At 54.8% G+C, this 20,029-nt stretch carries 14 protein-coding genes and 1 pseudogene; 1 reads left to right on the top strand and 14 read right to left on the bottom strand.

Annotation, left to right across the window (positions count from 1 at the left end):
* Positions 1 to 2 precede the first annotated feature (2 nt).
* The 4 genes from ccoN to ABNH10_RS12345 all read right to left on the bottom strand — a co-directional run bounded on the left by ccoN (position 3) and on the right by ABNH10_RS12345 (position 7,279).
* Complete coding sequence (gene ccoN / locus ABNH10_RS12330) at positions 3 to 1,433, bottom strand: cytochrome-c oxidase, cbb3-type subunit I (RefSeq protein ID WP_349386215.1); 1,431 nt, start codon at positions 1,431 to 1,433, stop codon at positions 3 to 5.
* A gap of 449 nt (positions 1,434 to 1,882) precedes the next feature.
* Positions 1,883 to 4,993, bottom strand: coding sequence for an efflux RND transporter permease subunit (locus ABNH10_RS12335; protein ID WP_349386216.1), 3,111 nt, complete (start codon positions 4,991 to 4,993; stop codon positions 1,883 to 1,885).
* Positions 4,993 to 6,045 (bottom strand): efflux RND transporter periplasmic adaptor subunit, encoded by a 1,053-nt coding sequence (locus ABNH10_RS12340; protein ID WP_349386217.1) that lies wholly within the window; start codon positions 6,043 to 6,045, stop codon positions 4,993 to 4,995. Before ABNH10_RS12340 ends, ABNH10_RS12335 begins: the two co-directional genes overlap by 1 nt.
* Before the next feature lie 244 nt (positions 6,046 to 6,289).
* The gene (locus tag ABNH10_RS12345; RefSeq protein WP_349386218.1) at positions 6,290 to 7,279 is read right to left on the bottom strand and encodes a zinc-dependent alcohol dehydrogenase family protein; all 990 of its coding nucleotides are present in this window, start codon (positions 7,277 to 7,279) and stop codon (positions 6,290 to 6,292) included.
* A 117-nt stretch (positions 7,280 to 7,396) separates the two neighbouring features.
* Between ABNH10_RS12345 and ABNH10_RS12350 the strand changes: the two genes are divergently transcribed.
* Positions 7,397 to 8,302, top strand: a complete 906-nt coding sequence (locus ABNH10_RS12350; protein WP_349386219.1) for a LysR family transcriptional regulator — start codon at positions 7,397 to 7,399, stop codon at positions 8,300 to 8,302.
* 548 nt (positions 8,303 to 8,850) lie between these two features.
* Here ABNH10_RS12350 and ABNH10_RS12355 read toward each other — a convergent pair.
* The 10 genes and pseudogenes from ABNH10_RS12355 to ABNH10_RS12400 form a co-directional block, all read right to left on the bottom strand.
* Positions 8,851 to 9,144, bottom strand: coding sequence for a YnfA family protein (locus ABNH10_RS12355; RefSeq protein WP_349386220.1), 294 nt, complete (start codon positions 9,142 to 9,144; stop codon positions 8,851 to 8,853).
* A gap of 12 nt (positions 9,145 to 9,156) precedes the next feature.
* Entirely contained in the window at positions 9,157 to 10,080 is a 924-nt protein-coding gene (locus tag ABNH10_RS12360) for a cation diffusion facilitator family transporter (RefSeq protein ID WP_349386221.1), read from the bottom strand.
* 66 nt (positions 10,081 to 10,146) lie between these two features.
* Positions 10,147 to 10,506 (bottom strand): DUF3147 family protein, encoded by a 360-nt coding sequence (locus ABNH10_RS12365; RefSeq protein WP_349386222.1) that lies wholly within the window; start codon positions 10,504 to 10,506, stop codon positions 10,147 to 10,149.
* Positions 10,507 to 10,514: 8 nt separating this feature from the next.
* On the bottom strand, positions 10,515 to 10,865 hold the full coding sequence (locus ABNH10_RS12370; protein WP_041704945.1) for a DUF6488 family protein: 351 nt from the start codon (positions 10,863 to 10,865) through the stop codon (positions 10,515 to 10,517).
* A gap of 28 nt (positions 10,866 to 10,893) precedes the next feature.
* Positions 10,894 to 11,745 carry a HupE/UreJ family protein gene (locus ABNH10_RS12375; RefSeq protein WP_349386223.1) on the bottom strand — a complete coding sequence of 284 codons (852 nt, stop codon included), beginning with the start codon at positions 11,743 to 11,745 and terminating at the stop codon, positions 10,894 to 10,896.
* Positions 11,746 to 11,888: 143 nt separating this feature from the next.
* Positions 11,889 to 15,011 (bottom strand): efflux RND transporter permease subunit, encoded by a 3,123-nt coding sequence (locus ABNH10_RS12380; protein ID WP_349386224.1) that lies wholly within the window; start codon positions 15,009 to 15,011, stop codon positions 11,889 to 11,891.
* A gap of 14 nt (positions 15,012 to 15,025) precedes the next feature.
* The gene (locus tag ABNH10_RS12385; protein ID WP_035460402.1) at positions 15,026 to 16,258 is read right to left on the bottom strand and encodes an efflux RND transporter periplasmic adaptor subunit; all 1,233 of its coding nucleotides are present in this window, start codon (positions 16,256 to 16,258) and stop codon (positions 15,026 to 15,028) included.
* Between the two features lie 3 nt (positions 16,259 to 16,261).
* Complete coding sequence (locus ABNH10_RS12390) at positions 16,262 to 17,587, bottom strand: TolC family protein (RefSeq protein ID WP_349386225.1); 1,326 nt, start codon at positions 17,585 to 17,587, stop codon at positions 16,262 to 16,264.
* Positions 17,588 to 18,965: 1,378 nt separating this feature from the next.
* Positions 18,966 to 19,733, bottom strand: a complete 768-nt coding sequence (locus ABNH10_RS12395; protein WP_349386226.1) for an alpha/beta fold hydrolase — start codon at positions 19,731 to 19,733, stop codon at positions 18,966 to 18,968.
* A gap of 175 nt (positions 19,734 to 19,908) precedes the next feature.
* A pseudogene (locus tag ABNH10_RS12400) lies at positions 19,909 to 20,029 on the bottom strand (IS3 family transposase); the annotation flags it as partial.

A 20,029-nucleotide genomic window follows, 5' to 3' on the forward strand; every position in this document is an offset into this window, starting at 1 on the left:
CCTTAGGCCGCCTGTTGCACGTTGTCATCACCGTGGCAATCGTTCTCTGCACGGATAGTTTTATAGACATTGAGGGCCATCAAGATCATGCCACTGAGGAAGATAATTCCGCCCAGCAAACGAATAATGTAGAAAGGATGCCGCTCAACCATTTCCTGAACGAAATTGTAGGTGAGGGTGCCGTCGGTGTTCACTGCGCGCCACATAAGCCCTTGCATGATGCCGGATACCCACATGGAGGCAATATAGAGAACCGTGCCGATGGTGCTAAGCCAGAAGTGTGTATTGATCCAGGAGATGGAATACATTTGCTTGCGATCAAACAGGCGGGGCACCATCACATAGGTGGCACCAATGGTGATCATGGCAACCCAGCCCAAAGCGCCGGCGTGCACGTGGCCGATGGTCCAGTCGGTGTTATGGCTGAGTGCATTCACGGTCTTGATAGCCATCATCGGGCCTTCGAAGGTACTCATGCCGTAGAAGGACAGGGCCACGATCATGAAGCGGATGATCGGATCGGTGCGCAGCTTATGCCAGGCCCCGGAGAGCGTCATCATGCCGTTGATCATGCCGCCCCAGCTGGGTGCCAACAGCACAATGGAGAACACCATGCCCAAGGACTGGGCCCAGTCAGGCAGAGAGGAGTAGTGCAGATGGTGCGGGCCGGCCCACATGTAAACGGCTATCAGGGCCCAGAAGTGCACGATGGAAAGGCGGTAGGAGTACACCGGCCGTTGCGCCTGAACCGGGACGTAGTAGTACATCATGCCCAGGAAGCCGGCGGTCAGGAAAAAGCCAACGGCGTTATGGCCGTACCACCATTGCACCATGGCATCGATGGTACCGCTATAGGCCGAGTACGACTTCATCAGCGACACCGGTACCGCTAAATTGTTGACCACATGCAGCAGTGCAATGGCGATAATAAAAGCGCCGTAGAACCAGTTGGCAACATAGATGTGGGAGGTGCGGCGCTTGGCAATAGTGGCAAAGAATACAAGCGCATACGCCAGCCATACCAGAGTGATCAGAATGTCGATGGGCCATTCAAGTTCGGCGTACTCTTTGGTGGACGTAAAGCCCATGGGCAGCGTAATGGCGGCGGCTACGATGACCACCTGCCAGCCCCAAAAGCTGAAGGCAGCCAATTTGGGGAACGCCAGCACCGCGCTGCAAGTGCGCTGCACCACATAGTAGGAGGTGCCCATCAGCGCGGAACCGCCAAAGGCAAAAATGACCGCATTGGTATGCAGCGGCCGCAGACGACCAAAGCTCAGCCAGGGGATATTGAAGTTCAGGGCCGGCCACGCCAGTTGAGCAGCGATGAAGACGCCCACCGTCATGCCAACAATCCCCCAAACCACAGACATAACTGTGAATTGCCGAATAACTTTGTAGTTGTAATTCGGCGATGCGACAGCATTTTCCATGTGCGTTTCCTTCCGGTTTTTGTGCGAGTTAACTGTAACAGGCACAAACGCGATGCTTTTTGATGCAGATCAACCTGTGCAGAGAACCGCTCATGTATTGATCGGCAAGCCTTGGCGCCCGCCTCAGGTGGCAAATCTATAGCCACACATGCCGTGCGGGAATATCTACATACTATTTCGTACTAAGTGTAATAGCGATAGCAGCGGGGGACTTCCAGGTAGGACATATTGACCCACCCCTTTTATGCCTTAATACACATACGCCTTGTTGGGAATAATTTACCGGGTGAGGTCAAGCAGCAGAGGGGATGTGTTAGGGGCATCGCGCATTTGCGTGGAAAACACCGATTGCGCGGGGTTAATTGAAGTGACCGTTCTCAGCGTCAGGCACGGGGTATCAGGCGTCGGGCTCGCCGCTTATTCGAGCGCTTCCCTCCTGCCATTGGCTTTTAAAGCGCCATGGCGGGTTTGCGGCCCAGACCAAGAACGAGGGCCGTAAGGGACGCCAAAAAGGTAACCGTCACAATGGCCGTGCCGAGTAAGCCGAACAACACTATGGCCCCCACGCCACGATATAGCTCTGTACCTTCACCGGGGATCAGCACCAGAGGCGCCAGACCGCACACCGTGGTGATAGTCGTCATCGCAATAGGGCGAAGCCGGGAAGCCACCGCGTCGCTAACGGCCTGGGCGGCAGGGTGCCCACCACGAATGTTGTTGGTGGCTTCATGGACAATCAGAATCGGATTATTCACTACGGTGCCCATCAGAATCAGAAAGCCCAACATGGTGATCATATCAAAGGGTTGGCTGATACCCGCCGCATTCATCAGCCATAGGCCAAGCAGGCCACTGGCAATCCCCAGTGGAATGGTGGTCATGATCAGTAGCGGGTAGCCCCAATGTTTGAAGATGCCGACCAGCAGCAAGTACACCAGAAGTAGGGCGACCACGTAGTTACCACTGAGGGCTGCCTGGGTGGCTTGAAGCTGGTCGCTAGCACCGGAAAGGCTGATGCTGATGGTGTCGGGAATTTCCCCGTTATCGCGCAGTTGCTGAACCATGCTCCGCACCTGAGCCACGCCACTTTCCAGCGGCACGGCGCGAGGAGGGATAATGTTCAGTGTCACGGTGCGCCGGCCGTTCACCCGTCGAACAACACTGGTATCAACGGTTTCTTCCAAATCGGCCAGGGACGACAGTGGCACGGTAGCGCCAATGGGCGTGTGCACTGGCAAGCCGGGCAGGTTGGCCAGTAACGGCGCGCTGCCAGTGCGATCGCTGTAGGCGTAGATATCAATCTTGTCGTCACCGAGGAAAAATTCATCCAAAAAAGCGCCATCGGTGAGCGCCGCCACGGTATAGCCAAGGTCACGGGTGGAGAAGCGGACTTCCGCCGCCCGGCTCCAAATGGGCCGCACTTCGATCAGCGGCTGCGCCAGTGACAGGCTGGCGGGTTGAGATTGGATGCGAGGATTGTCGAATACCGTTTCCGCTTCTCGATAGAGTGTTCTTGCGACGTCATAAATTTCAGCCAGATCCTTACCCGCTACATCTAGAGTTACGCTGCGGGTGCCGCCATCATTGCTGGATATGATCGAACCGCGCGCCGCGAAGGCGCGCATACCCGGGTATTGCCGGTAAACCTGGGTAATCCCGTCCATCATCGGTTCCATATGGTCCGGGTCCATAGGCTCAGCAATAATTCGCAGGTTTTCGGCGCTAACGCTCAGGTTTATGTATTTCAGTGGCGGCATGCTCAGCTCGCCGCGTTCGTAGGCTTGTGGGTCCTGGCCTACCAGCGGCAACAGCTCTGCCTCCACTTCATCAGCAGTCGCCGCCATGGTTTCCAGGTTGTAGCCGGGAGGGGCGTTCATGCTGGCAAAGGTCTTCGGTTCTTCACCCTCAGGCAGATACTCCGCTGGTGGAGTGAGAAAAACCACGATTGCCGTGGCAATTAGGAGGGTAATACCCAGGGTTGCCAGTTGCCGGGGGCGGGTGGCCGATAACGTGGAGGCCCAGCGATTGATCGCCCGCATCCAGCGGCTATGTTCACCGTCGTGATCCATGACCGCGGAAAAATCCAGCCGGGCGGCGAGGGTAGGAATCACCGTCATGGCGACCAGCATGGACACCAGAATGGACGCTGAAACAGCGATGGCGATATCGGAATACAGCTGTCCGGCTTCTTCTTGAATAAAAACGACCGGCAGGAAAACCAGCACCGTGGTCATGGTGGAGGCAAATACTGCCGGCCACACCTTCTGGATGCCGTTGACTGCGGATCGAATCCGGTCCAAACCTTTGCGGCGCTCCATCTCGATGCTTTCCAGCACCACGATAGAGTTATCCAGCGTCATGCCAATGGCAAAAGCAATCCCGGCCATCGAAATCACATTGATGGTTCGGCCAGCCAGCAGCAGCCCAAGAAAGGCGGCAATGGTGCAGATTGGAATGCCAATCACGCCCACGGCAGTAATGCGAACTGAACGCAGGAACAGAAACATGACCAGGGTGGCGAACAGGGCACCGATACCCAGATTGATCCACACATTGGCTACGGAGGCTTCCACATACCGAACATCGTCAGACATTAACGACATGTCCATGCCGGCGGGCTTCAGCACTTCCTTCTTCACCAACGCCACCTGTTCCAGCATTGCTTGCTTGATATCAATCACGTTGGAGCCGGTTTCCCGGCGCACCGCCATCATGATGACCGGGTTGCCATTAAAGCGAGAAATCTGGCGAATGGGGAAATGATCCATGGCTACCGTGGCCACGTCTTGCAGCCGCACCAGCGAATCACCCTGGCGCTGGAGAATGAGTGCATTAAGCTCATCCAGGCTGTCGAAGCGACCCACGGTGCGAAGTAGATAGCGACGCTTGCCGCTATCCACTTCGCCGCCGGAGACATCCTGATTGCGTTCGCGCAACGCATCACGCACGTCCACCACGGTGAGGCCGAACTGGGCTAGAGCCTGCGCGTCCAGCATCACCTGGATTTGACGTTCAGCACCGCCGCGCATTTCCACCATGGATACGCCTTCCACACTCTCCATGCGTGGCCGGACTTCGTCATCCAGGAAATCGCGCATCATATCCATATCCAGCCCGCGGGGATTGCCCGGCTCTGGATAGACACTGAAATACATGAAGGAATTACTGGAGAAAGATGACGACAGTATCTGTGGTTGATCCACGGTGTCTGGATAGGCCGGCACTTGGCTGAGCGCGTTATTCACCCGAATCAAGGCATCGGTAATATCCACGCCGAAGGGAAATTCCAGCTCAATTTCGGCTTCACCACTGTAGGCGGTGGCCGTCAGCCGGCGAAGGTTGGGCAGGTTTCGCAGGTATTCTTCCTGCTCGATCAGGATTTCCTTTTCCACATCCTGGGGCGTAGCCCCGGACCAGCGCGTCAACACGCTAATGGTGCGAACTTCCAGATCAGGAATCATCTGTACAGGAATGCGTAGGGCGGCAAGCACGCCAAGCAGGGTGATGATCAGAACGATCACCGTCATCAAAGTCCCATTACGCACAATCCGTTCAAACATCAGCGGGTCACCTGAACACGGTCACCATCGCGCAAGCCTTCATTGCCACGAATAACGACCTGATCACCCTCACTGAGGCCATCCAGAACAATCACCGGATCAGACTGACCGGGGCGTACTTTAATGGCGCGTCGCTGAGCAATGGCTTCGCCATTCTCGGTTACCACTCGCCACACCGACACATTGCCCTGAACATCCCGGAGCAGGGCGTCGCGAGGCACCACCGGCTCGGCATTGGGGGACTGAATCGCTAAATTACCGAATACCGACATGCCGGGGGTTAGGCCTTTTGCGTCAAGGCTTGCGCGCAATGTAAAGGTACGTGCCGTCGGGTCGTTAACCGGCACGATGGCGGTGATGGTCCCTGCCATGCCCTGTTCAGAGCGCTGAGTGCCGGTATCTTCTTGGCGAATAGTCAGCGGTGTCTGCATGTCGATTTGGCTGTAATAACGCTGGGGTACCGCGAAATCCGCATGCAATGCCTGCGTGCCAACCAGCTCTAACACCGGCGTACCCGGCACAACCCATTCCCCCACTTCCGAGAGCTTGGCACTGATCACCCCGGCAAAGGGGGCTGACAATGTATGGCGTTTAAGCAGTGCCCGCTGGCGTGCAATTTCCGCCTGGCTGGCCGCGAGTGACGCCTTGGCAACCTCGACTTCAGCTTCAAGGCTGCGAATTTCACTGGCCGCAATACTCCGCTTTAGGCTACTCGCTTCATTGAGACGCCGGTTACCATCATTCAACATCGCTTGCTGCTGCTGGTAGATCGCTTGTGCCTGCTGCAGTGCGAGCCGGGTTAGTTCCGAATCGAGCTCCAGCAATACAGCGCCAGCCTCAACACTATCGCCGATATCCGCTTTTACACGGCTAACCAACCCAGAAACCGACGCGGAGAGCCGAGCAGTCTGGTCCGCGGACAAGGTGCCATTAATCAACAATTCGCGGACAGGCTGTTTCATTTCAACGCTAGCCACGGTGACAGGTGTGGCGGATAGAGCCAGTGGCGGTAGGACAAGCAGAGAGAGCAATAACACGCGCAGAACGGGCATAGAGATGTGTAACCCCAGAAATGAATAAACAAGCCGAACAGAAGGATTTAACGTTTCTATACGCGTAGATGCAAATCCGAATCGTTTATTGTTAGATAGCCTTACCGCTCTTTCATCACAGATTTGCCCGGTTAGCTTCCGACGGCTAGGTGCAGATCGGCACCAAGGGGTTGATGACGATCCATGGTGAGCACCCGCTCCATACCCGCCCACATTTACCTCTCCGACAAACGACCCTGGACAATCAGCACTCCACCACGACCTTCCCGGTGGCCTGGCCACGGGTCAAACGGTCGTAGGCAAGATCTACCTCATTGAGGTTGAATCGTTGCTCGTCAAGAAGCGGGAAGAGCGCGCCTTCATCAACAATGGTGGCTAGCTTTGTCAAAATCTGCCCATGGGCTTCACGATGGTGGTCATGCAGCATCGGTATTAGCATAAAGACCACGTGGATGGATAACCCTTTGAAATGAGCCGGATTAAGATCCAGCTCCAGCATGGCAACAGTGGTTACAACCTGGCCATTCAACGCGGCAGCGTCAAAACTATTTGCCATATTGGTGCCACCCACGGAATCGAATACCACATCAAAACCCGCTCCGTCGGTGTGTGCAGCCACATAATCAGCCACGGCGGCTTTCTTGTAATCCACCGGCGTTGCACCGTAGCCACGGACAATGTCAAACGCCTTGTCGCCGGACACGGTAGTGAACACTTTGGCACCGAAGTGCTTACCCAGCTGCACAGCCACATGACCCACACCACCGGTACCCCCATGAACCAGCAGAGTCTGCCCGGCGCTGGCGCCGGCACGCTGCAGCCCTTCGTAGGCGGTTATACCAACCAAGGGCAGGGCGGCGGCTTCGCGCATGGACAAGCGTTTTGGCTTGTGGGCAACCAGGCGAGCATCCGCCGGAATGTATTCAGCCAAAGCGCCTTGTAAATCCGCCAGACCACCAGCGCAGCCGTAGACTTCATCACCTGAGGTAAAGCTGGTGACTCCGGCACCGACAGACTCAATGGTTCCGGCAAAATCCATACCCAAAACAGCGGGAAGCTCGGGCGAGAGGGGAAACAAATCGGCGCCCATCTGCCGAATCATGGTGTCCACGGTATTAACACTGGTAGCCGCCACGCGGACGATTACTTGCCCGGGCAGGGCTTGCGGGGTATCGATTTGCGCCTGTTCAAACTTGGCTGTCGCGCCATATTGATTGAGAACCATCGCTTTCATGTCTTGCTCCAACTGTCTGGGGAAGTTTGCTGTTACGTTGGAGCCACTTTATTATTTCATTTTCTAGTAAAAAATGGGTGATATTAGGTTTCAGTATTCGGATTATGGATATAAACAATGGACACAGAAGGCATTAAGCTCTTTGTTCTCGCCGCAGAAAAGCTCAATATCAGTGCCGCAGGCCGCGAGCTGGGCATGCCTGCGGCGGTGGCCAGCGCCAAGCTGGCAAAGCTCGAAAAGACCGTTGGTGCCGATTTATTAAAGCGCACCACACGCAAAGTGGCACTGTCCGTAGAGGGCGCAGACTTCCTGCCCTATGCCCGCGAAATTCTGGCTCAAGAGAACGCAGCACTGGCGGCGCTGGGGTACGGTAACGAAACGGTTTCCGGCAACCTGCGATTCACCGCACCCAGCACCTTCGCACAGCAGTTCATTGTGCCGCTAATCCCTGATTTTCTGGCACTGTACCCGGGGATTAGCCTGGATTTGCGGCTGTCCGACATGGAGCTGGACCTGATACAGGGCAGCTTTGATTTGGCATTACGCAATGCGGTTTTGCCAGAAAGTAATCTACACGCACGTAAGCTCGCAGAGGATCAACGAATACTTTGCGCTTCATCAGAATACCTCGATAGCCATGGCATACCCGTTAGGCCAGATGATCTGCTGAATCACCAATTGATAGCGTTCAAATCTGCATCCACCATCAAATTGATCGGAGCCGGTGGGAAGAGTGGTGAGTTTAATACACGCGGCCCTGGACACCGACTAACTATAGATGACGGGCTCAGCTATAAAATCGCCACGCACTGCGGTGCCGGTATTGCGATACATTCGTTGTGGAGTGTTCATAAGGAGCTGGCCGACGGCAGCCTGGTGCAGGTGCTACCAGAATATCGAATGGATGCAGAACCCGCATTGTGGTTGGTATATCCCAAATCCAACGTGCTAACGGCTAAGGTGAGGGTGTTTATCGATTTCTTGATAGAACGCATTGGCCTGAATCCGCCGTGGCTGAGTTAAAGTAAGTGCATAAATAACTACGCATAATGTATATTATGTTAAATATGGTAATTATTAGAACGCAGCTTGGAAAGATCTAGTGCATGTGGTCGTAAAGGCCCTGTAATGGACGAAAGACCAGAGCGTGTGTTTCTTGCAGTAGATCAAGAAACCTCAATTTCTGTCCCTACTGACGTATTTGATAGGGCTGCTGTAGCTTGGGTCAATCAAAGCAAGAAAGCTTTAGGGGAAGATTTGCGCGGGGTATAAGATCACCACCACATCTGCTTCTAGCCCTTTTAAAAGAAGCGTGCGGCCAACTGCCTTATCCACAAGACCTTCCAAGTCCACTTTTTCTACCGCTGTTGCGTCTCGCTTGTTAGCTTGTAACGACTATTCGCATTTATATAGGGTCACCAATTATTAAAACCGCCCCACCCCGCTCTGGTGGTTGAGTTCTCGCGGCAAACAACTGCTACTTTACGGCAGCACTAGCGTTGATTTTGATCCATTCAACTTGGGAAGGGGCTGTTCGCAAATCGACTGCTTTATTTGCTTTTAGCCTGTTCTTAGATGCAAGGAGCCAGGTCCCAAGAGACTGACATCCTGCCCGATTCCATCGCCAAGACGTTTTTAACGAGGCGACTTCTGGGAAGTGAGTTAAAACATCGGAACTCCAATCGACCAAGATATTTCCACGGATGCAAAGATAGTAACCAGGCGAACATGGCGAGGCTTGCGGCGGCTGGTAGCAACACCCATCCGGGAGCGGATTTTTTTAGCCACAAATACGGCAGGTAACAACCGACGATTTCGGTCACAGCTGTGAGGATGAATAATCCCAGGGTGTAGAGAGCCAACATGATTTCGCTCTTCTAGTGATGATCGCCAGCAGATAAACGCTGGTCAGAGGAATCTCGACAGAATTCTGCCGGTAGTTCAATTTCGATGGTCGTGTGAGCCAGTTGGTATGGCTCAAGTGCATCGGCCACCGCTATCTTGGTGGCGAGGTATTGCTCCAACGGGAAAGAATCCCTCATCACCAAATGCACCGTTAAAACATGGCGCTCTCCATCTAGGGACCAGAGGTGTTGATGGTGAACCTCGCTTATATGTTCAATGCCGAGCAGCGTTCGCCGAATCTCATCATGCAGCGCCGGGTCTGGTACCGCCTGGATAAAAAGTTTGCCGGTGGCCCAGAGGTTGCGGATTACATTTACCAGAATAAACAGGGTAAAACCGATGGACAGCAATGGGTCAAGGATGGGCCAGTCCACGAATTGCAAAATGATCGAGACGATCAGCACCGCGACCCAGCCCAGGACATCTTCTAGTAAGTGCCAATTGAGCACTTTTTCGTTCAGTGACTTCCCTTTGCTCAGACGGTAGGCGGCGAACCCATTGACTGTAACCCCTAACAGGGCCAACGCGAGCATTCCTTCGGTAACTGGCATGACCGGGTCGGCCAGACGAGGGATCGCTTCACTGAGCACCCACAGCGACCCGCCCACCAAGACCAATCCGTTGATCAAGGCACCGAACAACGATAGCCTGCGATAGCCATAGGTAAATTCCCGGGTAGCCGCTTTACGTCCCTGCCGGTTCAGGAACCAGGCACTGCCTATGGCCAGGCTATCGCCCAGGTCATGCACCGCATCGGCCAGGATGGCCGTGCTGTTAGTCAACAAACCCCCAACAAACTCGATGAGGGTAAACCCCACATTGAGAAAGAATACCAGGCCAAGACGTCTGGAACTGGTGTCGTCTGAATGATTGTGCGCGTGATCATGGTGCCGCATTCATCTTACCTCGTTATAATGGTTAAACGGTTAAACGTGCATAGACGTATCCGGGGGTCAGTCATATCAAGGCCACAAATTAATGCCAAATTGGCGTAGCAGCAGCGCGAAGATGCCGAAGCAAATCGCGGTAACCGCGCAGCTGACAAGCAGCGCTGGCCAGAAACCTAATCGGCCTAACAGTAATGGAAAACTTAGAAACATCGGCAATGTCGGCAGCACATACCAGAGGGTATACCAGGCATGCCGGGCGATTCTCTCCTGGGGCTGATTTTCTACGTGCAGCCAAATCAGCACCAGAATGGTCACCAAAGGCAGTGCCGCCACCAGGGCGCCTAACTTGTCACTGCGCCTTGCAACCTCCGACACCACCACCACGATGGCAGCGGTAATCAGATATTTGGTGATAAGCCATTGCCATGTCATAAATGTCGCTACTCCAAACCGTCAAACTCACCCGTAAAATTCACATCGTAAACTTTCCCGTCGCTGGATATGAGCACGTAAAGTGTTTTTGCCTCAGTCGCATTGGCCACCGAGATGATGAAATAACCACTGCCTTTCTTATGGATCTTCATAGCGGTAGCTGACGTTGTCTTCCAGTTTTCAGGCAGTTTTCCAAAGCCCAGTCCGACATCCTTGTCTGCCAACTGGAAGGTCGTGTCTTTGGCGAGCTGAAGCGCCGACGCTTCCGAAATCGGCTCGTGAGCGTGATCACTGTGTGCAAAAGCCTGCTGAAAACCGGCCAATAGAATAAGCGTAAAAATGGCAGCGAAAAATTTCATAATGGTATTCCCACAAAAGTTAACAAGATTAATGCGCGTGTGGCTCGCCACCCTCGTGGCGATGGACTTCGGGTTCTTCGGGCTGCGGGTCAGCGGACGGGGCTCCGAGCTCAAGGTTTCTCGGGTAGTTCGACAGAGGTGCTTTGTTATCTTCCATGTCCTCGTGGACATGCTGGTGGTCGTCCCGGTTGAGGGGGAAATCATCCGGATACTGCGTGTGCTGGAATCCATGTAGCTGCATCAGCAGCAACAGGCCACCGGTAAGCATTATCGCCACGTTCGAGGCTTTGCTGAAGCGCCCAAATGACGGGGTTTTTCGCCACACCATGAGCAGGGCCAGCATAATGCTCAAGGCCACAATCTGGCCTAACTCGACGCCGACATTGAACGACAATATCTTGAGTACCAGGCCATCGTGCCCCAGCGGCAACTGCTGAAGCCGAGTGGACAGGCCAAACCCGTGAATCAAACCAAAGGCAAACACCATCCAGGTTAGGTTCGGGGATTTCATTTGCAAGTGCTTCTGAAAGCCGCCGAGGTTGTCGAAGGCTTTGTAACAGACCGTTAGCGCAATCACCGCATCGATCAGGTAGTAATTGGCGGTAATGCCAAACAGTGTGGCGAACACCAGGGTAATGGAATGGCCGACGGTGAAGGCGGTAATGAACTTGATGATTTCGCCAAAGCGCGTCAAAAAAAACATAACGCCGAACAGAAACAGCAAATGATCATAGCCACTCAGCATATGGGTGGCGCCCAACCGGATGTACTCCAGATAGCCCGCATTGAGTATCCGGGCCTGGTCTTCCGCCGACATGCCATGTGCCCAGGCCGAGGCACTAGCAAAAGACGCAATGGCGACAAATAAGAATTTAATCATAATGTATTCAACCTTGGTGATGATCGAGTCGATCACACCTGATTATGGAATTGAGTGACGGTCGCACCCACAGTTGCACTTCGCCCGCCAGGGTTTCGCTGCGGAAACAGGCTCCGGGCGTGCCCGAAGCCTGTTCAAGCCTGCTATGTTTTCGCTTTCTTGCGATGCAACAGCGCGTACAGCACCGGGAGCACAAACAGCGTCAACAAAGTCGAGGAGATGATTCCCCCGATCACCACGGTCGCCAACGGTCGCTGTACTTCCGCGCCAGTACCGGTGTTGAGCGCCATGGGCACAAAGCCGAGGCTCGCCACCAGGGCCGTCATCAAAACTGGCCGCAGGCGAACCAGCGCTCCTTCCACAATCGCCGTGATGAGATCCCCTTGTTCCCGCCACAAGTCGCGAATGAAGGCGACCATCACTAAACCATTGAGCACCGCCACGCCAGAGAGCGCGATAAAGCCCACGCCTGCCGAGATCGACAGCGGCATGTCCCGCAACCACAGCGACAATACCCCGCCAGTCAGCGCAAGCGGTACGCCGGTGAAAATAATTAACGCGTCTTTCACCGAACCAAACGCCATAATCAGCAGGCCAATGATGATCGCCAGGGTAATGGGTACAACAAGGGCGAGACGCGCACTGGCCGATTGCAGTTGCTCAAAGGTTCCGCCGTAATCCAGCCAATACCCATCTGGCAAATCCACCTGCTGTGCGATCCGCCCCTGTGCTTCCTCGACAAATCCGCCTAGGTCGCGGTCCCGCACGTTGGCAGTGACCACCACCCGGCGCTTGCCATTTTCCCGGCTGATCTGGTTGGGCGCCGGTGCCAGCTCCAGCTCCGCCACTTCCGATAACGGCACATAGCCTCCGTCCGGCAAGGGAATGGGTAAAAAGGCCAGGCGATCAATATCGCGCCTTACTGTTTCCGGCAGGCGTACCACCAACTCAAAGCGACGGTCGCCCTCGTAAATCAACCCGGCGTTTTCACCACCGATTCCGGTCGCCACCAGTGTTTGCAAGTCTTCGACATTCAGGCCATAGCGCGACAGCATCATGCGCTTGGGATGGACCGACAACATGGGCAACCCTGTGACCTGCTCGACCTGGATATCGGCCGCACCATCAATGGTTTCTAACACCGCCTGAACGGCTTGCGCCGATGCCAGCAGCTGATCCATATCATCGCCAAACACCTTGATCCCAAGATCGGCCCGCACCCCGGAAATCAGCTCGTTAAAGCGCATCTCAATGGGCTGGGTGAACTCGTATTTGTTGCCAGGCAGTTGGGTCACAACGTCCTCCATTTCAGCCACCAGCATATCCTTCGTCTTGTCGGGATTGGGCCACTGGTCGCGAGGCTTGAGGACGACAAAGTTATCCGCCACGCTGGGGGGCATGGGGTCGGTGGCCACTTCCGGCGTGCCGATCTTGGCGAACACCTTGTCCACTTCCGGGAACGCCTTCAGCCGTTCTTCCAGCTGCGCCTGCATCTCGATGGATTGCTCCAGTCCTGTGCCTGGAATACGCAGGGCGTGCAACGCAATATCCCCTTCGTCGAGCTGCGGAATAAATTCCGAACCCAGGGTGGTTGCCAGCCAGACACAGACCACCACCAGTGAGCTCGCCGATCCCAACACCAGCCAACGAAACTTCATGGCAGCCAGCAAAGCCGGCTTGTACAGCGATTTGGCGCTGCTGATCACCGGGCTTTCTTTTTCGCTGATCTTGCCCCCCATAAATACCGCTACAGCAGCCGGCACCACGGTCAACGACAGCGCCATGGCGGACAGCAGCGCCATTACCACAGTGGCAGCCATGGGGTGGAACATCTTGCCCTCAACACCGGTGAGCGAAAAGATTGGCAAATACACCACGGTAATGATGGCGACGCCGAACAAGCTTGGACGAATGACTTCGTTGGTAGCCTCATATACTAACTGAAGCCGTTCCCGCAATGGCAGCTGACCATTGTCCTGAGATTGTGAGTGTTGGGCCTGGGATAACCGCCGAATACAGTTCTCGACAATGATCACGGCGCCGTCGACGATCAGGCCAAAATCCAAGGCGCCGAGGCTCATCAGATTGGCCGACACGCCCGATTTCACCATGCCAGTTATGGTGGCGAGCATGGACAAGGGAATGACTGCCGCGGTAATCAAGGCCGCGCGCAGGTTGCCCAATAACAGAAACAGTACCACGATCACCAGCAACGCCCCTTCGAGCAGGTTCTTCTCCACCGTGGCGATGGCTTTGTCCACAAGGGTTGTGCGATCGTAAACCGCCTCCACCTTGACCCCTGCGGGGAGCGAGGGCTGAACGGCCTCTAGTTTTTCGGCCACGGCCTTCGCGACGGAGCGGGAATTTTCTCCCACCAGCATCATGGCCGTGCCCATCACTGTTTCCTTGCCGTCGCGGGTGGCGGCTCCCGTGCGCAGCTGCTTGCCAATGGCCACTTCGGCCACATCACTGACTTTCACCGGTGCTTTGTGGCGGTTGGTAATGACCACCTGCTCAATCTCGGCAATGGACGCTAGTTGCCCAGGTGAGCGCACCAATAGCTGTTGTCCGTTTCGCTCGATATAGCCGGCGCCACGATTGACATTGTTGGCCTCGAGGGCTTCCAACAATTCATCCATGGTGACGCCAAATTGCAGTAACTTTTGTGGTGAGGGCGTGACGTGGTACTGCTTGTCGTAGCCACCGATGGTGTTTATCTCGATCACTCCCGGCACCTGCGCCAGTTGCGGCTTAATGATCCAGTCCTGAATTTCTCGCAATGCTGTGGCATCTAAAGGATTACCGTCAGCTTGGGTGGCGCCGGGCAAGGCTTCCACGGTATACATCAAAATTTCGCCCAGGCCAGTCGCGATCGGCCCCATTTCAGGTTCCAGACCAGGTGGCAGGACATTTTTGATGGAGCCGAGGCGCTCATCGATCAGGTTGCGAGCGAAATAGATGTCCGTACCTTCCTTGAACACCACCGTCACTTGGGATAAGCCATAACGGGATATTGAGCGGGTATAGGACAAATTAGGCAAGCCGTAAAGGGCCGTTTCCACCGGGAAGGTGATGCGCTGTTCTGCCTCCAAGGGCGAATATCCTGACGCCTCGGTATTGATCTGCACCTGGACGTTGGTAATGTCCGGCACCGCATCGATGGGCAGGCGCTGAAAGCTCCACAAGCCCACACCAATGAGCACTAGAATAAAGGATAAGGTTAAAAACCGCCGCTCTACCGAGAAGCGTAAGATGGCATTGATCATCATAGTCTCCTGGGTTAGTGGTCGTGGGATGCGCCAGATTTTTCGATATCGGCCTTGATTAAATAGCTGTTATCCACCACATAACGATCACCCACCTGCAGTCCATCCAACACTTCGGTCAAGGTGCCGTCACTGCGGCCAAGTTCCAGAGGGCGAATCTCATAGGTGTCGTCCACCTGAATAAACACCACGCTCCAGTCACGAAAGGACTGCAGTGCACGGTTTTCCACGGCCAGTGGCACCTCAGAGGTCTCTACCACTATGTCCCCCGCCACCAGCAAACCGGGGCTCAGCGTGCCAGCGGGGTTATCCACTTCCACACGGGCCAGGGTATAGGGAGCATTGCCCGGCGAAGGCAGTAAGTGACTGATGCTAGCCCGTTGATCAAAGCCCTCGGCTTGCAGGCGAACTTTCTGACCGACCGCCACCTCGGTGCGCTGACCCGGAAACACCCGAAGCTCTGCCCACAAGGTCGTTAAATCGGCAATCGCAAACAATGGTTGCTCACCGGCGACTTCGCCCACACTAATTTGGCGCTCGGTCACCACGCCATCTATGGGTGAGCGCAGGTCATAGGTTTTGAGACTTTCGTTGGACTCCACTTTTGCCAGCCGATCACCTTTGGCGACACGGTCCCCCAAACGAACGTTGACTTTGGTGATGACGCCGGGAAAGCGAGCGCGCACCCGCGCGATCTGTTCCGGTGCGATGGTCAGTTGCCCGTAGGTGGTCAGCGTTCGCTCAATTGAGCCCGGACCGGCCTCAGTAGCTTGAATTCCGGCCTTTTCAGCAATGTCGGCCGCAATGCGAGTACGACCTTCGTGGGACTCCCACTGCCACTGGTATTGTTTACCGTTCAATGCAAGCGTGACGTCCACATCAAAAGAATGAGGTTCGGTCACCACCCCGTCACCCAGCCAATAGTCTCCCTGAAAGACAAAATCGAAGGTATCCACTTGCCCACCCAAGCGGGTGAGTTGGACGTTGAGGTCAACACCGTCGGTAATGGGCTTACCGCCCTTCGTTACCCAGGCACGGTATTCCGGGGGAACACCTTGCTCGAAAATCTGCAGCTCAACGAGAGTGTCGTCCTGCGTCAATAACAACCCGCCATGGGGCCCCTTGGTCTCGGGCGCGGTTGATTGCGCTTCTTTGTCGTTATTGTACGTATCTTCGGCGGCGTGGAGAGGCGTGATGGCCAGACAGGTGGCCACCAGTATCCAGTAGAGTGGTTTTATCAATTGCATGGTTCAATCATCCTGTGTTTGGTTAGCAGGCGTGGCCTGGCCTTGGGTCATGGGCTGCGCCGTAAGCTGTTCGATAAGCGCCTGGTTGAGCAGCGCCGTGGTGGCTGCTTCAACGAGTGCCTCGCGGGCCGAGAGCAGTTCGCGCTGTGCGGCGGTCCACTCCACGTAGCTGTAGCGGCCGCGTTCATAGGCTTGTTGGGTAAGATCGAGCGCCTGGGTTAAATCGGGCAGCACTGCATCACGCAGCTGCTCAACGGCGGCAATGCTTTGTTGGCGGGTGTGGTAGGCTTCGAACAACAGGGAGTGCAGTTGCAGTAGCGCGCTCTGTTGGCGGTATTCCACCTCGTCACGCGCCGCGGTGGCGGCTTGCACTTCTCCACGATTCCGGCGACCGGCAAACAGTGGCATTGACACCCCGGCCACCAGCGCGGTATCGCCCGTTTCCTCAAAACGGCGGGCGCCGACCTGCCAGCGAATATCACTTTCGGATTGACTTTTAGCTAACTGGATCTCGGCATCGCGCATCCGTCGCTCGCTTGCGTAAACTCGGAGCATCGGACTGTCACTGGCCAGCTGGTACAGCACCTCGAAACGCTCGCCAAGCTCGAATCGGAACAGGTCTCCCTGCAACCGCTGAAAATCCACCCGCGTTTCGCTCCATAGTGAGGCCAGCGCCATCTTTCGCTTCTCGTACTCCGTTTGCAGCGCGTTGTGGGCAATCCGGCTCTGGGTAAGAGCGGCCTTGGCACGCAGAACTTCGGCCTCTGGTGCGGCGCCCTGCTTTGCACGGCGGGTAACGGTGTTAAAGGTGGCTTCGCTCAATTCCACTGCCCGAGCGGATAAATCAAGCTTTTCCTGCAGAGCCAAGGTGGCGACATAGCGCTGCGTCACCTGACCCAACAAATCCAGAGTCTCAGCTTCACGTTCGGCCTCCATCAGATCATAGCGGGAGCTCACGGCGCCTGTGCGAGCCCGGCGTTTGCCTCCCAGCTCAATGACTGAGGATAGCGACAGGGTGTAATCAGCTCTGTCGACTCCCTGCAGAGCACCGCTACCGAGTATATTCTCCACCTCCAGGCCCGCTTCATAGGCCGGTGCCTGATCGGCCGTAAGGCTTTTTCCCTCAAGCCCCTGCAGGCGAAAGTCGAATACCCGCAGACTGGGGTTTTGCGCCACCGTCCGGGACAGGGCATCGGTAAGGGTGAGTGGTGTCTCTTCGGCGTGGGCAACGGAAACGTTGAGCGCCAGCACGAGTAGATACAAAGAATGGATATAAATCTGGCGCGGCGTTATACGCCGCCCAATGCTCATGGGCTTGCAAATAAGCATGCAACCTCTCCTACGAAGGTCTAATAAATAAAAGATGTTTCCTGAACGGAATGAATCGTAGGATTAGGCTATGGGAGGGCGGAACAAGGAGGGTGGAATGACTGAAGTATGACTGGCTTGATAGTCGGACAAGCCCTGACCTGCGGACAAAATGGAAATATTTGATGCGGCGCTCACCAGCACCATATGACAGTGGGAATGGTTTTGATGGCAATGATCGGACACGTGATCCCGCGAAGGGTCGGATGAGGAAGACTCCTCCATTCCCAGAGTGACCGAGTTAAGGACGAGGTCTTCATGAGCGTGATCAAGCGTAGCAGGATAATGAGGTCGACTGGTATCGCCAATAGCTGCCAGTGACTGCAGAGCAATCACCAATGCTAACAAGACTGTTAACCAACGATTCATTATCAAAACAGACCGACTCATAGAACGAGTGCTGGATACTAACAATAAAGAGCGAGAATCAAAAGCACATTATCCCATTCAAATTTAAATTGCGATTACAAGCCTATGGAGGATCCGTTAGGGGGATAAGATGGGGAGAGATACTATCTTTTCCATCAATTTCACCGTCTCGGTGTTGGATAATTGCTGACCTTCTTCAAGGTATTTCCCTACCTTGGTGTCACTCTGCCAGCTTTCCTGATTAAAATTTATCCGTTTCCGTGCTGCCACTTGTGGCTGCTCCGCTCCGGCGAAAAGTCGAACTAGCAGGCCTTATTCAGGAGCAGCTTAAGAACTCCAGGGCTCGCTGTAATCAAGGGGCAAACAGTTGGCTAGAACAGGGGGATGTCACTTGAAGTCATGGAAATAGCGAATAAAAAAGATTTTTTATAACCAATTAGTTATTGGTGAAGTTGCTAAATTCAACACTTTTAACGACCAGACCTCACATGGAACTGACTGATCGATCGGCAACAGATCATTCGGCCAATGCCAACGCTGGAGCAGATGCTGGAAACTTGCACGCCAGAGAATATGGCACTAATTAGTGAAGACCCCCAGTGGCTTAGCATTGATGGAGGGGCTGCGCCGCACACAGTTGACACAATAATGCTACTCCATTGATCATTATCATAAAATACATTGATTGGTGTGCATACATGTTAAATAGGATAATTATTAGAACTACGTACGCACGCTCGGTTGCCGCTGGCTGAGTAACTAAGATCCAAACTATTCACAGTGGTCGTTCTCCTGCATTTTTTACACAACTCTGCACCTGCGATCTGAATTCAAACGGAGAAAGATGGATCAGTATTGACCGTTGATGAACTATCGCACACAGCGGTAGTTAGAGGTAAGCAAGGATACTGGCGCGGAGCGCCACTCCCGCTCATTCCGTTAGGCGACACACTGGATGCTCCAAGCCATGTTACGGCAACGCAGAAAGGAACGCCGACACTGCTTCCAACACCCCCTGCTCCTGTTCGCGATGCGGCACATGCCCGCATTGCTCAAGCATCACGACCTCCGCTGGTCCTGCTGACATGCGTTCCAACCGAGCAGGATGTGCCATGGAGCCGAACTCATCGTTATCGCCATGCAGGCAAAGCAGTGGGCAGGTAACACGCTCCAGCTCCGCATCCAGATTCCACTCGGCGAAGGCTGGTGACAACCAGGTGTCAATCCAGGCATGCAGAACCCAGTCAGCCTTTTCGCCATGGTATTTCTGCAACCGCGCCCGCTGAGCGGCATCCTCAAATGCCACTTGTGCATCGCGGATCCCCGCTAGGGTTTGCGCCTCCACCATGGCCTGGGCTGACTCGGTAATGACAGCCACACACCGCTGCCCCAGCGAAGCTGCTGCCGCCACGGCCATACCGCCGCCAACGCTGTGACCGAGTAACACCACCTGTGGCAATGCCAGTGCTGACATAAGGGAGACAATCACCACGGCTTCGTCTTCCACAAAACTGAGGGGTAGAGATCCGTCACGCTTTGGCGATGCGCCAAAACCTACTCTGTCATAGGCTATCACCGTGCGGCCACAGGCCTGCGCCAGCGCCGCAGGGAACTCCCGCCATAAAGCAACACAGCCTAAAGAGTCGTGTAGCAATACGACAGGCGCCCTGTCACCCTCCACTGGCCATATCTTCACATTCAATGGCCCTACGGAGGTGGCAATCTGGTTATCAATCATTATTTTTCCCTAACTAAATAGCCTCTTGAGGCCATAACGCTGAAATGACTGGCGCAGTATTCACGAAATACCTGAAGTTTCAACTATCACCAAATAGGCAAACCCCTAGTCCATTTAGGCTCTCTTTATCTGCTTAGCGTTACGCTGTCGCCACAGAAAAAGCTGGGCTAGGGTTCTACCCCGTTTCCACGGACGGTTTTAAAAAGGCGGTAAACTTGCGATCTTGAGCTGCAACCTTGCGCCGCCTTCTTGGGTTGTGGAACCGCTCGATATAATTAAATACGTCAGCCCTTGCC

It is taken from the genome of Alcanivorax sp. (assembly GCF_040119285.1).
In the GTDB taxonomy this organism is placed as follows: domain Bacteria; phylum Pseudomonadota; class Gammaproteobacteria; order Pseudomonadales; family Alcanivoracaceae; genus Alcanivorax.

Coding starts and splice junctions, on each gene's coding strand:
- ccoN (WP_349386215.1), bottom strand. CDS start 1,433: ATGGAAAATGCTGTCGCATCGCCGAATTACAACTACAAAGTTATTCGG.
- ABNH10_RS12335 (WP_349386216.1), bottom strand. CDS start 4,993: ATGTTTGAACGGATTGTGCGTAATGGGACTTTGATGACGGTGATCGTT.
- ABNH10_RS12340 (WP_349386217.1), bottom strand. CDS start 6,045: ATGCCCGTTCTGCGCGTGTTATTGCTCTCTCTGCTTGTCCTACCGCCA.
- ABNH10_RS12345 (WP_349386218.1), bottom strand. CDS start 7,279: ATGAAAGCGATGGTTCTCAATCAATATGGCGCGACAGCCAAGTTTGAA.
- ABNH10_RS12350 (WP_349386219.1), top strand. CDS start 7,397: ATGGACACAGAAGGCATTAAGCTCTTTGTTCTCGCCGCAGAAAAGCTC.
- ABNH10_RS12355 (WP_349386220.1), bottom strand. CDS start 9,144: ATGTTGGCTCTCTACACCCTGGGATTATTCATCCTCACAGCTGTGACC.
- ABNH10_RS12360 (WP_349386221.1), bottom strand. CDS start 10,080: ATGCGGCACCATGATCACGCGCACAATCATTCAGACGACACCAGTTCC.
- ABNH10_RS12365 (WP_349386222.1), bottom strand. CDS start 10,506: ATGACATGGCAATGGCTTATCACCAAATATCTGATTACCGCTGCCATC.
- ABNH10_RS12370 (WP_041704945.1), bottom strand. CDS start 10,865: ATGAAATTTTTCGCTGCCATTTTTACGCTTATTCTATTGGCCGGTTTT.
- ABNH10_RS12375 (WP_349386223.1), bottom strand. CDS start 11,745: ATGATTAAATTCTTATTTGTCGCCATTGCGTCTTTTGCTAGTGCCTCG.
- ABNH10_RS12380 (WP_349386224.1), bottom strand. CDS start 15,011: ATGATCAATGCCATCTTACGCTTCTCGGTAGAGCGGCGGTTTTTAACC.
- ABNH10_RS12385 (WP_035460402.1), bottom strand. CDS start 16,258: ATGCAATTGATAAAACCACTCTACTGGATACTGGTGGCCACCTGTCTG.
- ABNH10_RS12390 (WP_349386225.1), bottom strand. CDS start 17,587: ATGCTTATTTGCAAGCCCATGAGCATTGGGCGGCGTATAACGCCGCGC.
- ABNH10_RS12395 (WP_349386226.1), bottom strand. CDS start 19,733: ATGATTGATAACCAGATTGCCACCTCCGTAGGGCCATTGAATGTGAAG.